This is a genomic window from Caulobacter sp. GSs2 (assembly GCF_058680895.1).
In genome coordinates this window covers 2,742,612-2,754,699 of record NZ_CM178725.1, presented here as the reverse complement: position 1 = coordinate 2,754,699, position 12,088 = coordinate 2,742,612, and the positions used below count along the sequence as shown (strand labels likewise).

Annotated in this window: 13 protein-coding genes and 1 pseudogene; 10 read left to right on the top strand and 4 right to left on the bottom strand. The window is 68.5% G+C overall.

Features of this window, described 5'->3' with window-relative positions:
* Nucleotides 1-11: 11 nt before the first annotated feature.
* From ACW17Z_RS13440 to ACW17Z_RS13425, 4 genes and pseudogenes are all read right to left on the bottom strand, one after another.
* On the bottom strand, nt 12-455 hold the full coding sequence (locus ACW17Z_RS13440) for a GNAT family N-acetyltransferase (RefSeq protein WP_492056363.1): 444 nt from the start codon (nt 453-455) through the stop codon (nt 12-14).
* 106 nt (nt 456-561) lie between these two features.
* Nucleotides 562-672: pseudogene (locus ACW17Z_RS13435) on the bottom strand (hypothetical protein); the annotation flags it as partial.
* 152 nt (nt 673-824) lie between these two features.
* A complete protein-coding gene (locus tag ACW17Z_RS13430) occupies nt 825-2,264 on the bottom strand; it encodes an aldehyde dehydrogenase family protein (RefSeq protein WP_492056362.1) in 1,440 nt (479 codons plus the stop codon).
* A 105-nt stretch (nt 2,265-2,369) separates the two neighbouring features.
* A complete protein-coding gene (locus ACW17Z_RS13425; RefSeq protein ID WP_492056361.1) occupies nt 2,370-2,840 on the bottom strand; it encodes an NUDIX domain-containing protein in 471 nt (156 codons plus the stop codon).
* 176 nt (nt 2,841-3,016) lie between these two features.
* On the opposite strand from ACW17Z_RS13425, the gene ACW17Z_RS13420 reads away from it, so the two are divergent.
* The 10 genes from ACW17Z_RS13420 to ACW17Z_RS13375 all read left to right on the top strand — a co-directional run bounded on the left by ACW17Z_RS13420 (nt 3,017) and on the right by ACW17Z_RS13375 (nt 12,001).
* Nucleotides 3,017-3,784 carry an SDR family oxidoreductase gene (locus tag ACW17Z_RS13420; RefSeq protein WP_492058533.1) on the top strand — a complete coding sequence of 256 codons (768 nt, stop codon included), beginning with the start codon at nt 3,017-3,019 and terminating at the stop codon, nt 3,782-3,784.
* 13 nt (nt 3,785-3,797) lie between these two features.
* Nucleotides 3,798-4,205, top strand: coding sequence for a dihydroneopterin aldolase (gene folB, locus ACW17Z_RS13415; RefSeq protein ID WP_419318919.1), 408 nt, complete (start codon nt 3,798-3,800; stop codon nt 4,203-4,205).
* Nucleotides 4,205-4,756 (top strand): hypothetical protein, encoded by a 552-nt coding sequence (locus tag ACW17Z_RS13410; protein ID WP_419318920.1) that lies wholly within the window; start codon nt 4,205-4,207, stop codon nt 4,754-4,756. The genes folB and ACW17Z_RS13410 overlap by 1 nt, the downstream gene beginning before the upstream one ends.
* A 96-nt stretch (nt 4,757-4,852) precedes the next feature.
* Nucleotides 4,853-5,218 carry a DUF4870 family protein gene (locus ACW17Z_RS13405; RefSeq protein WP_419318921.1) on the top strand — a complete coding sequence of 122 codons (366 nt, stop codon included), beginning with the start codon at nt 4,853-4,855 and terminating at the stop codon, nt 5,216-5,218.
* Between the two features lie 3 nt (nt 5,219-5,221).
* Nucleotides 5,222-5,638, top strand: a complete 417-nt coding sequence (locus tag ACW17Z_RS13400) for a DUF4870 family protein (protein WP_419318922.1) — start codon at nt 5,222-5,224, stop codon at nt 5,636-5,638.
* Between the two features lie 139 nt (nt 5,639-5,777).
* Entirely contained in the window at nt 5,778-6,773 is a 996-nt protein-coding gene (locus tag ACW17Z_RS13395; protein ID WP_492056360.1) for a tetratricopeptide repeat protein, read from the top strand.
* A 396-nt stretch (nt 6,774-7,169) separates the two neighbouring features.
* Nucleotides 7,170-9,218, top strand: a complete 2,049-nt coding sequence (locus ACW17Z_RS13390; RefSeq protein ID WP_492056359.1) for a TonB-dependent receptor plug domain-containing protein — start codon at nt 7,170-7,172, stop codon at nt 9,216-9,218.
* Between the two features lie 241 nt (nt 9,219-9,459).
* Complete coding sequence (locus ACW17Z_RS13385) at nt 9,460-9,966, top strand: MarR family winged helix-turn-helix transcriptional regulator (protein WP_419318926.1); 507 nt, start codon at nt 9,460-9,462, stop codon at nt 9,964-9,966.
* Nucleotides 9,963-10,664, top strand: a complete 702-nt coding sequence (locus ACW17Z_RS13380) for a response regulator (protein WP_419318927.1) — start codon at nt 9,963-9,965, stop codon at nt 10,662-10,664. The genes ACW17Z_RS13385 and ACW17Z_RS13380 overlap by 4 nt, the downstream gene beginning before the upstream one ends.
* Nucleotides 10,664-12,001 (top strand): ATP-binding protein, encoded by a 1,338-nt coding sequence (locus ACW17Z_RS13375; protein WP_419318928.1) that lies wholly within the window; start codon nt 10,664-10,666, stop codon nt 11,999-12,001. The genes ACW17Z_RS13380 and ACW17Z_RS13375 overlap by 1 nt, the downstream gene beginning before the upstream one ends.
* The last annotated feature ends 87 nt before the right edge of the window (nt 12,002-12,088 follow it).

The window sequence follows — 12,088 nt, the reverse complement described above, 5'->3', positions numbered from 1 at the left end:
CGTCGCCGCCATCACGCCCGCCGCCAGACATACGTCACGTCCGGCATCTTCTCCTCGTTGCGGGCGCCGTCGGTCAGCTCCTCAACCCCGAAACCATGCCGCTCATAGAGCGCCCGCGCCCGCGTGTTGGCCTGAAAGGTATAGAGCCGCAGGTCAGCCTGCTGCGCCTGGGCGAGCCGCACCAGGGCGCTGCCGATCCCAAGGCCGTGGAAGTCCGGATCGACATACAGATGGTCGATCCAGCCGGGCAGCAGGGCGACATGGCCGCGCAGGACCTCGCCCTCGAACGCGCCCCAGACCGGACCGTCGACCATCACCTTGTCGCGGTAGAAGACGACGTACTCCTCGGCCGTATGCAGCGAGGTGTCATAGCCCGGGATCAGCGCACCGCCGCGCCGATGCAGGTCGGCGGCGGCGGGACCTTCATCAGGGCGGAGACGGCGCAGGGTGATCATGCGGCGAGGCTAGTCCGGCGGCGTAAGCCCGGCAATTCGTCCGACGCCCCCGCCATCCGTAACTCCCGCGCGCCCCTCAATCCGATCTCTCATGACCACAACCTTGTCATCCCGGCCGGACGCCCGTCAGGGCGGGAGCGCCGGGACCCAGGGGCAACCGCAGTGCGCCGGCCCCTGGGTCCCGGCGCTCCGCTGCGCTGCGGCCGGGATGACAAGTGTTTTGGTGCTGTTGAAAGACCTTCTCGCCCCGCCGAGAAGGGAGCCAACCCTTCATCTCACGGCGAGACGATCGCTGGTCTGGACCGCAAGAAAAAGAGGCGGAGCCTTTCGACCCCGCCCCCTCAAACTCACAACCTCAGCAGTAGAGCCCTACTCCGCCGCCACCTTCGGCGAGTAACCCAGCACCGCCTTGGTCTCGAGGAACTCGCCGAACGCGTGGTCGCCCCACTCGCGGCCGTTGCCGCTCATCTTGTAGCCGCCGAACGGGGCCATCAGGTCGGAGCCGGCGCCGTTGAGGATCACCTGGCCGGCCCGCAGGCGCGAGGCGACCTTGCGGACCTCACCCTCGTCGCCGCCCGAAATATAGGCCGCCAGGCCATATTCGGTGTCGTTGCCGACCTTCACGGCCTCATCGACCGTGTCGTAGCCGAGGATGGCGACGACCGGGCCGAAGATCTCTTCCTTGGCGATGGTCATCTCGTTGGTGACATTGGCGAAGACTGTGGGCTTGACGTAGTAGCCCTTGTCCAGGCCCTCGGGACGCCCCGTCCCGCCGCTGACCAGGGTGGCGCCCTCGTCGATGCCCTTCTGGATCAGGCCCTGGATCTTGTTCCACTGCACGTCGGAGACGACAGGGCCCATCTTGGAATTGCCGTTGGGGTCGCCCACGGTGTGGGCTTCGGCGGCGGCGCGGGCGATGGCGATAACCTCGTCCATCTTCTTGCCCGGCACCAGCATGCGGGTGGGGGCGTTGCACGACTGGCCCGAGTTCATCATCACCGAGGCGACGCCGCCGGTGACGGCGCGCTGGAAGTCGGCGTCTTCGAGGATGATGTTGGGGCTCTTGCCGCCCAGTTCCTGGTGCACGCGCTTGACGGTCGGGGCGGCGTTCTTGGCCACCTCGATGCCGGCGCGGGTCGAGCCGGTGAACGACACCATGTCGACTTCAGGATGGCTGGACAGGGCGGCGCCGACCACGGGGCCGTCGCCATTGACCAGGTTGAACACGCCGTGCGGCACGCCGGCGGCGTGCAGGATCTCGGTCCAGATATAGCCGCTGAACGGGGCGATTTCCGAAGGCTTGAGCACCATGGTGCAGCCGGTGGCCAGGGCCGGGGCGACCTTGCAGGCGATCTGGTTGACCGGCCAGTTCCACGGCGTGATGAAGGCGCAGACGCCGATCGGCTCTTTGACGATGCGGGTGGTGCCGCGGTCTTCCTCGAACTTGTAGTTCTTCAGCACCGCGATGGCGGTCTGGACGTGGCCGATGCCCATGGCGGCCTGGGCGCGTTGCGCCAGCCAGGCGGGGGCGCCCATTTCCTCGGTGATGGCCTTGGCCATGTCTTCGAAGCGCTTCTGGTATTCGGCGACGATGCGTTCCAGCAGGTCGATGCGCTCTTCGCGGCTGGTCAGGCTGAAGGTCTCGAACGCCTTGCGGGCGGCCATGACCGCCTTGTCGACATCGGCGACGCCGCCCATCGAGATGCGGCCGCAGACCTCTTCATTGGCCGGATTGATCACGTCCAGCGTCTTGGGCGCGACCGGATCGACCCAGGCCCCGTCGATATAGAACTTGGTGTAGTCGCGCATGCTGTGCTCCTGCCCTTTGGGGGAATTGAGGTCCGCTCTGATTTAGGAAGCGGCGGGCCTTGTTCAAACAACCATTTTAATGATCGGCGTTCATGTGGGAAGCCCTCACCACATCACATCGCTGTCGACGCCGTCCAGAGCCTCGGCGATCCGCCGTCGCGTGCCGGGGCTGATATCGTCTGGCAGGGCGTCGGGGGCGAACCAGCCGACGGCGTGGATCTCGCCCTGGGCCGAGGATTGGCAGGGCTCCCAGGCCGTGATCCGATAGACCAGCACGTGGTCGCCGGGGTGGCGCGGCTCGTTGGAATGGGCCGACAGTAGCAGCGGCCGGCCCAGCACACGGATGCCGGCCTCTTCCTGCAATTCGCGGCAGAGCGCCAGCTGCGCCGTCTCGCCCCGCTCGACCCCGCCGCCGGGCAGGTACCAGCCAGGAATATAGGTGTGCTGGATCAGCAGCACCCGGCCTTCGCCATCGGTGACCAGCCCGCGCACCCCCAGCGTCAGCCCCCGGTTCCAGCGAAACCAGGCATAGACCAGGGGGCGGGTGAAGGGTTCGATGCGTCGGCGCCATAGCATGGCGGGGACGATAGCTGTCCTTGGTCTTGCGGTCAGGCCCCCGCCTCGCTAAAGCCGCAGGACCCTTGGTCTTCAATGGAGCCGCGTCATGATCGCGATCCTCGTTATCGGCGCCTTCATCGGCGTCTTCCTGGCCCTCAACTACTTCGAGTTCGGCCGTCTCGACTAAGCCGGCCATAAGCCCGGACCGCGCGGGGGGACGGGGCGCGGCCCTGGTCACCGGCGCGGGGCGTCGGATCGGCCAGGCCCTGGCGCTGGAAGCCGCGCGCGCCGGCTATGACGTGGCCGTGCATCATCGCGGCGACTCCAGCGAAGCCGCCGAAACGGTGGCCGCCGTCCAGGCCTTGGGCCGCCGGGCCATCGCCCTGTCGGCCGAGCTGTCGGACGAGGCCCAGGTCGCGGGCCTGATCGCCCGCGCCGCTCCGCTGGGCCCCCTGACCCTGCTGGTCAACAGCGCCTCCAGCTTCCAGGACGACCGCGTCGGATCGCTGGACCGCGCCCTGTGGGACAGCCATCTCGAAACCAATCTGCGGGCCCCGATCGTGCTGGCGGAAGCCTTCGCCGCCGCCCTGCCCGACGACGCCGAGGGCCTGATCGTCAATATCGTCGACCAGCGCGTCTGGCGGCCCAATCCGCAGTTCTTCAGCTACAGCCTCAGCAAGGCCGGCCTGTGGTGGGCGACCCAGACGCTTGCGCAGGCCCTGGCCCCGCGCATCCGCGTCAATGCGATCGGCCCTGGCCCGACCCTGCCCAACGTCCATCAGGCCCCCGGCGAGTTCGAGGCCGAGGCCGCCGGCACCCTGTTGCAGCGCCGCGCCACCCCCGACGACCTGACCGCCGCCCTGCGCTATCTGATTGACGCACGGGCGGTCACGGGCCAGATGATCGCCGTGGACGCCGGGCAGCATCTGGCCTGGCGCACGCCCGACATCGTCGCACCCTAAGAAAGGGCGCCGCTTGGCCGCCTCTCCCCTCGCCGAAAACACCGCCGATTCGGCTCCGGTCGCCCGCGTGATCGTGACCAAGGTCTTCGTGCGCGCGCTCAAGGTGGAAGCCTGGATCGGGGTCTATGACCACGAGCACGGCCGCCGCCAGCCGCTGGTCATCGATGTCGAGCTGGACGTCGCGGCCAGCCACTGCGAGCGCCTGGGCGACACCGTCAATTACGAGACCATCGGCGAGGCCGCCCGCGCCATCGCCGACGAGGGCCATATCGACCTGGTCGAGACCTTCGCCGAGCGCCTGGCCCAGGCCTGTTTCGCCGACAGCCGCGTGACCCGCGCCCGCGTGCGGGTCGAAAAGCCCCTGGCCCTGGCCCCACACGCCGCCGCCGCCGGCGTGGAAATCACCGCCGTCCGCGCATAATGGATCCGACCCACAGCGCCCGCCTCGCGCCGCTCCAGCCGGAAACGGTCTGGACGCTGAAGGACGGGACGCTGGTCGAGACGCGCGGCGTTCGGGTGCGCGGCTTTCCCCTCAGCGCCCTGACCCGCTTTCGCCTGGCCGCCGCGCCCAGGGGCGGACACCGCCGCGTGCTGCAGCTGAGCTTTGGCCGCGCCCGGATGGTCATCATCGCCCAGAGCTATGCTGGGCCCGGCCATGTCGAGGACCGGCTGGAAAGCTTCTCGACCTTCGTGCGCGCCCTGTCGCGCCAGGCCGCCGACGCCGCCCCCGCCGCCCGCTTCGACCTGGCCCGCATCGAAGCCCGCCCGGCCCTGACCTGGGTCGCCGGCTTGCTGGCCATCGGCGTCGTCGCCCTGCTGGTCTCGTCGCTCAGCGCCGGCATGGCCGGGGTCGGGATCGACATGGCCGCGCGGATGAGCTTCGTGCTGATCCTGCTGCTGGCCGCCCTGCCCTGGCTGTCGCGCGGCGATGGCTTTGATCCGCGCGACCCGCCGCGGGACCTGCTGCCCTAGAGCCGCGACGCCCAGGGTTACGGGACCTTCATTTGCATCGATCGCCGATAAGGACGATCCTTGGGACACCATCGTTTTCCAAGGTTCAGCTTCACCGTGACCGATCTCGACCCCGCCGTCCCACCGCCCCTGCAGGATGAAAAGACCCTGCCGATCATCGTCTACGCCCTCACCCTGGCGGGACTGATCACCGGGGGCGTCACCTCGGTGATCGCCGTGATCCTGGCCTATGTCAGCCGCAAGGGCGCGCCCGACTGGCTGCAGAGCCACTACACCTTCGCCATCCGCACCTTCTGGCTGTCGCTGCTGTTCGCCATCGTCGGCGGGGCGCTGACCGTGATCGGGATCGGCATCTTCCTGCTGGCCGCCCTGGGCGTGTGGATCGCCGTGCGCAGCATCATCGGCCTGTCGTTCCTGCTGAAGGGCCAAGCCTATCCCACCCCCAAGAACTGGATGCTCTGAGCCATGACCGACGTTTCAACGCCCGGCCTGCCGCCCACGGTCCGCGCCGAAGAGGACAAGGTCCTGCCGGCCGTCGTCTATGGTCTGTATCTGCTGGGCTTCGCCAGTTGCGCGGCCACCACCATCGTCGGCCTGATCGTGGCCTATGCCAACCGTTCGACGGCGGGACCGATCAACGAGAGCCACTACACCTTCGCCATCCGCACCTTCTGGATGACCATCGGCTGGTTCCTGATCGGCGCCATGATGACTCTGTTCGGCGGCGTGCTGTCGATCATTCTGATCGGCATACCCGTACTGTTGGCCGGCATCTTCATTCTGGGAACGGTCGGCGTGTGGTTCGCGGTCCGCTGCGGCGTCGGGATCTACTATCTGGCGCGCGGCGAAGCCTATCCCAGACCCCGGACATGGCTGATTTAGAGGCGCCTTTCGCGGCCGGCGCCCTGCGGAGCGTCGTCTTTCGGGACGCACTTCCCCTGCCAGTTGAGACGGCTCGACGGCAGGGCCCGGCTCGGCTGACCTGTGGCTCCTGGCGAATGGACGTCTTGGAGGGGGCGGCATGCTGGCTCGCATCGTAGGGATCATCTTGGGGACGATCCTGGCGACGTCGGGATACGTGGTCGCAGGCTGGGGGCAGCTGGGAAGCTGGGCCGCGCATCTCGATCTCGGACCGTTTGAGCCGCATCGACCATTAGCCGGTGCGGCGGCGGCGATACTCGGGGGAGTATTCGTCGTCGCCGCCCTGACGCCTCGCCCCAAGCCCAAGCGGCGAAAGACGGGTCCTGTCGCCCTGGACCTCGAAGGCGGCCTGGAAGCCGCGCCGGTCATCGCGCCGGCCCAGGACTTCGCGCCCATCGCCACGCCCGTACTCAACGTCTCGCCGGCGCCGGCTGCGGCGCGCCCTCCGGCCCCAGTGACTCGGCAGGCCCCTGCGCCGGCCAAGCCCGCCGCACCCGCAGGCGACACCTTCGCCCACCTGCGCGAGCGCATGATCGCCCTGACCCGGGCCGAATCCTGGTCCGAGGCGGCCCGACTGCTGATCGCCATGAAGGGCGCCGCCAGCGGCGACCGCGAACTGGCCACCGTCTATCGCGACCTGGGCGATTTCGCGCGCAGCCAGGGTCAGATGGACGACGCCGCCGAGGCCTATGACACCGCCGTCTCTCACGCCCGCGACGCCCTGCGCGCCGCGCCCGGCGACCTCAACGCCATGGAACTGCTGGCTGGAACCCTGGCGGGTGTTGGCGACGTGGCCGAGGCCGAGGGCCGCCTCGACGACGCCCTGTCGGCCTTCGAGGAATCCCTGGCCCTGCGCCGGTCCAGCGGCGGCCGCGAAGCCGGGGACCCGGGGGCCCAGCGCGCCCTGTCCGTATCGCTGGAGCGTCTGGCCGACCTGCGTGAAGATCGCGGCCACCGCATGCGGGCGCTGGATCTCTATCGCGAAAGCTATGACGTCGCTGCGCGGCTGGCGGCCGCCGACCCGGCGCGGTTCGGCTCGGACCTGGCCTTGACCCGCCAGCGGCTGGCCGAGCTTGAGGCCAAGGTCTCGACCTGACCTCGCGTTTTCCCGCCTGAGAAACCCGTAGCTCCGGGAAACGCGCGATAACTGGCGAGACGCCCTGGCTGCTGCCGGGAGAACGCCTGTGCGCCGCCGTGATGCTGAACTCGACGCCCAAGCCCCGGCGCGGGAGCTGAAGGCAAGCGTCGGTCAGTGAAACTCAAAAACCCGATCTCGAGGGGCTCTGGTGAACGCTGACCAGATATAGACATGGCGAGACGCGGACAGATCAATCATTTCTCAAATACAATATCCATCAACTCTCTGATCTGAATGTTCGAAACATGAACTCCATGTAATGATTACAGAGATACAAAAACCTTTCACCCTTGTAACTTGAGATAAACGCACCAGACCGGCAGACCTCTCTGCGTAAGTTCGAGGGGGAAATCGATGACCAGAACCATTCTGCTGGCCACCACAGCGCTTGTCCTGACCGCCGGCTCGGCCTTCGCGGCCCAGACGGCCGAAACGCCGGCGCCGGCCAGCGCGGTCGCGGGCGACGCCAGCCAGCGCGGCGTTCTGGTCTTCCAGCCCGACTTCTTCGCCGCCCAGCGCCCCAACACCGCCCTGGACATGATCAACCGCGTACCGGGCTTTTCGGTCAATGACGGCTCGGGCGCGCGCGGTTTCGAGGGCGCGGTCGGCAACATCCTGATCAACGGCAATCGCCCGGCCTCCAAGAACGACACCGGCTCCAGCGTGATGTCGCGCACCCCCGCCAACCAGGTCGAGCGCATCGAACTGATCCGCGGCGGCGCGGCCGGCGTCGACATGCAGGGCTATTCGGTGATCGTGAACGTGATCCTCAAGACCACCGCCAGCCGCCAGTCGATCCTGACGATGAACGCCTTTCTGTTCGACGGCGGGCACGACGTCTTTGGCGGCTCCTACCAGTTCACCGCCCGCGAGGGCGAGCGCAGCTGGGGCGTGACCCTGTCGGACGGCATGGGCACCAGCGACTCCAACGGCCCGGGCCGCACGATCCGCCGCGACGGGACCGGCGCGGTGACCCGCGACGAATTCTATCAGAACGACGGCTGGGGCGGCGGCCGCTCGATCCGCGGCAATTTCAACGGCCCCGTGGCCGGCGGCAAGCTGGACGCCACCGCCCGCTACGGCGTCGGCGACTGGCAGCAGTGGACCGTGCAGCGTTCGCCCGTGGCCCAGCGCGAAAGCGACTACCAAAACGAAGACAAGGACGGCGAGCTGGGCCTGACCTGGACCCGCCCGATCGCGCCAGGCTGGACGCTGGAGACCCGTGCGATCCACGAGTTCGAGACCTTCGACGAGGTCTCGACCGGCAAGGAGACCCTGGGCGGCGTCGCCCGTCCCGAGCAGAAGTTCAGCGCCGAGGGCGAATCGTCCGAGTCGACCTTCCGCGCCCTGGTGCGCAGCGAGCGTTCGGCGTCCCTGACCCTCGAGGTCGGCGGCGAGGTCGCCTACAACATGCTGGAAGTCGACCAGGCCTTCACCCAGGGCGGCGTGGCCGTGCCCCTGCCCTCGGCCTCGGTCAAGGTCGAGGAAACCCGCGGCGAGGCCTTCTCCAAGGCCACCTGGCGGGTGAACCCCAAGCTGAGCCTCGAAGGCGGCCTGCGGCTGGAAACCTCGACCATCAAGCAGTCGGGCGACGCCGATCAGGAAAAGAGCTTCTTCTTCGCCAAGCCGCGCCTGCTGGCCACCTGGACGCCCGCCGACAAGAACCAGGTCCGGTTCCGCTTCGAGCGCGAACTAGGCCAGCTGGACTTCGGCGACTTCGCCGCCTCGGCCGAGCTGGACGACGGGACCGTCTATGGCGGCAATGTCGATCTGGAACCGGAACAGCGCTGGATCGCCGAACTGACCTATGAGCGCCGGTTCTGGGGCGAGGGCATCGTCTCGATCGGCTATCGCCACGACGAGATCATCGGCGTGATCGACCGCCTGCCCCTGCCGGGCGGCCTGTCGGCGACCGGCAATATCGGCGACGGCACACTGGACAAGCTGTCGGTCAACATCGTCGTGCCGGTCGACAGGCTGGGCATCCCGGGCGGTCGCTTCACCTTCAAGAACGACTGGAACGAGACCCACGTCACCGACCCCACCACGGGCAAGGATCGGCCGATCTCCAATGTTCGCCCCACCCAGGCCAATCTGGGCTTCCAGCAGGATCTGGTGCGCTACAAAACCCAGTGGGGGATCAACTGGCTGCCGCTGCTGGGCCAGGGCACCTATGATCCGGACCAGACCAGCGTCTGGCGCGGCGCCCAGTATTACGAGGCCTTCGTCGAATACAAGCCGACCCCGACCCTGGCGATCCGCGCCCAGCTGAACCTCTGGGACGACTACAGCCAGAAGCGCACCGTCTATGCCAACCGCACGACCCGCGCCGTGGCCTTCGTCGAGGACCGCGCCATCAACCCCAACACCTTCGTCTCGCTGCGCCTGCGCAAGACCTTCTGAAGTCGGGCCACACGCCAGGACCTCCGCGAGCCGTCCGGGAGCGATCCCGGGCGGCTTGGTCGTTCAGGGCCGCGCCGCTGAAACACCGCTCATCTCTTCGTCACGGCCGGTGATCGAGCACGCAGAACGGCCGCCGCGCCTGTTCTGGGTCGTGCTCGCCTTGCGGGCCTCGTCGATCTCGGCCACCGTGCGCCCTGGACCTCCCGACATTCCGACCGACAGACAAGTGGACTCAACGGCGATGATAGCCCCCCTGCAGCAAGGCGCGGCCGACCCCCGGCTTATCCTGCGCGAGGAAGAGCTGGACAGCGGCCTGGAGCTGATCCTGCTGGCCGAGGCGGCCCTGTGGGCGGCGGTCGACACGGCCCTGGAAGCCGAGGGCCTGGGCCTGGGCCGCTCGCACTGGCGGGCCGCCTTCCTGCTGCGTCGCCGGCCCGGCATCGGCGTGCAGGACCTGTCCAAACTGACCAGCCTGTCCAAGCAGGCCGCCAGCCGCACCCTGGCCGACCTGACCAAGGCGGGGCTGGTCGAGCGCGGCTCGGGCGATCTGGACGGCCGGCGCAAGCCCGCCGTGCTGACGCCGGAGGGCGTGGCCTTCGAGGCCCGCACCGCCGACCGGCTGCGCACCCTGCTGGCCAAGGCCTATCGCACCGGCGGGCTGGACGGGGTGGCGGGTACGCGCCGCATCCTGGCGGCTCTCGCCGGGCCGAGACAGGGCGTGGGTCCGACGCGTAGAGTGGTGGCATGACGCCCGAGGAACGCCGCGAACGCCATCTGCTGGTCGTCGATGACGACGACCGCATCCGCAAGCTGCTGAAGGAATTCCTGGTCCGGGCCGGCTTTCGCGTCAGCACCGCCGCCGATGCGGCCGGCGCCGACCGACTGTGCGGCTCGCTGGACTTTGACCTGATGGTGCTGGACGTGATGATGCCGGGCGAGGACGGCATGGCCTTCACCAAGCGCCTGCGGGCCATGGGCGGCGAGACCGGCAAGACCCCGATCCTGATGCTGACGGCCCGCGACCAGACCCAGGACCGCATCGAGGGCCTGAGCCACGGGGTCGATGACTATCTGGGCAAGCCGTTCGAGCCGCAGGAGTTGCTGCTGCGCATCGAGGCCATCCTGCGCCGCACCAATGCCCGGCCCACGGGCCCGCGCGAGCTGTCCCTGGGCCGCTGTTCCTTCGAGCCCGAGCGCGGCGAACTGACCTGCGACGGCCAGCCGGTGCGCCTGACCGAGGCCGAGGTGGTCTTGATGCGCCGCCTGGCCCGCTCGGCCCACGAGCCGGTCGACCGCCTGGAACTGGCCCGCGACACCGCCGACGCCACCGGCCGGGCCATCGACGTTCAGGTCACCCGCCTGCGCCGCAAGATCGAGCCGGATCCGAAGAACCCGCGCTATCTGCAGACGGTGCGCGGCATTGGGTATCGGCTGGCGCCGGATTGATGCGCCTGCGCGCCAAGCTCTACATCCCCCGCCAGATCAAGCGCTGGCTGCCGACCTCGCTGTTTGGCCGCTCGCTGCTGATCATCGTCCTACCGGTGGCGGTGATGCAGATCGCCGTAACCTGGGCCTTCTTCGACGCCCACTGGCAGACGGTGAACAGCCGCCTGTCCGAAGGCCTGGCCGGCGACGTCGCCTGGGCGGTGGCCAGCTATCAGGACGATCCCAGTCCCGAGGCCGTAACCAAGCTGGCCGACCGGGCCGAGGAATCCCTGGCCCTCTCCATCGCCTTCCAGAAGGGCAAGAAGCTGCCGACCAGCCGGCGCACCTCGCTGGTTCCGGCGCTCGACCGCTCGCTGCAGGACGCCCTGGCCGACCGGCTGAACGTGCCGTTCTGGTTCGATACCACCCGCTACACCGCCTATATCGACATCCGCGTGCAGGTGAGCGGCGGGGTGCTGCAGATCTACGCCCTGCGCGACCGGGCCTTCGCCACCCAGGGCCATATCTTCATCGTCTGGATGGTGGTGGCGACCCTGCTGCTGACGGCGGTGGCCATCCTGTTCATCCGCAACCAGGTGCGGGCCATTGAGCGCCTGGCCGACGCGGCCGACGCCTTCGGGCGCGGCGGCGATATCGACTTCAAGCCGCACGGCGCGCGCGAGGTGCGCCAGGCCGCCATGGCCTTCCTGGCCATGAAGGCCCGCATCCAGCGCCATATCGAACAGCGCACCGCCCTGCTGGCCAGCGTCAGCCACGACCTGCGCACGCCGCTGACCCGCCTGAAGCTGGAAATGGCCTTGGCCGAGCCGTGCGAGCGGATGGACGCCATGAAGGGCGATCTGGCCGAGATGGAGCACATGATCGACGAGTACCTGGCCTTCGCCCGCGGCGAGGGCGGGGAAGCGCCCCAGACCGTCGACCTGGCCGAGCTGATCGGCGGCGTGGTGGCGGCGGCGCTCCGGGCTGGCGCTGCCGTCGAGTCCAGCGTGCCGCCCGAACTGACCGTCGAGCTGCGTCCCAACGCCTTCAGGCGGGCGCTGGCCAACCTGATCGACAACGCCAAGGCCTATGGCGATCATGTGAAGGTCACGGCCGCCGCGCGGATCACCGGCGGCGTCGAGATCGTCGTCGAGGACGACGGCCCGGGCATCCCCGAGGATCGCTACGAGGAAGCCTTCAAGCCGTTCAACCGGCTGGATGAATCGCGCAACCAGAACGAAAAGGGCGTCGGCCTGGGCTTGGCCATCGCCCGCGACATGGCGCGCGGCCTGGGCGGCGACCTGGTGCTGGAGCGGTCGACGATGGGCGGGCTGCGGGCGGTGATGCGGTTGCCGTAGGGCGGCGATCACTTGCCCCCTACGGGTCGCTTCGCGACCGTCTTCCCCCTTAGGGGGAAGATGAAACGCGCCGAACTCGTCTTCCCC

Bases quoted from the DNA above. Each gene is read 5' to 3' on its own strand.
- ACW17Z_RS13440 (WP_492056363.1), bottom strand. From the start codon at position 455: ATGATCACCCTGCGCCGTCTCCGCCCTGATGAAGGTCCCGCCGCCGCC.
- ACW17Z_RS13430 (WP_492056362.1), bottom strand. From the start codon at position 2,264: ATGCGCGACTACACCAAGTTCTATATCGACGGGGCCTGGGTCGATCCG.
- ACW17Z_RS13425 (WP_492056361.1), bottom strand. From the start codon at position 2,840: ATGCTATGGCGCCGACGCATCGAACCCTTCACCCGCCCCCTGGTCTAT.
- ACW17Z_RS13410 (WP_419318920.1), top strand. From the start codon at position 4,205: ATGGATCCGACCCACAGCGCCCGCCTCGCGCCGCTCCAGCCGGAAACG.
- ACW17Z_RS13400 (WP_419318922.1), top strand. From the start codon at position 5,222: ATGACCGACGTTTCAACGCCCGGCCTGCCGCCCACGGTCCGCGCCGAA.
- ACW17Z_RS13395 (WP_492056360.1), top strand. From the start codon at position 5,778: ATGCTGGCTCGCATCGTAGGGATCATCTTGGGGACGATCCTGGCGACG.
- ACW17Z_RS13390 (WP_492056359.1), top strand. From the start codon at position 7,170: ATGACCAGAACCATTCTGCTGGCCACCACAGCGCTTGTCCTGACCGCC.
- ACW17Z_RS13385 (WP_419318926.1), top strand. From the start codon at position 9,460: ATGATAGCCCCCCTGCAGCAAGGCGCGGCCGACCCCCGGCTTATCCTG.
- ACW17Z_RS13380 (WP_419318927.1), top strand. From the start codon at position 9,963: ATGACGCCCGAGGAACGCCGCGAACGCCATCTGCTGGTCGTCGATGAC.
- ACW17Z_RS13375 (WP_419318928.1), top strand. From the start codon at position 10,664: ATGCGCCTGCGCGCCAAGCTCTACATCCCCCGCCAGATCAAGCGCTGG.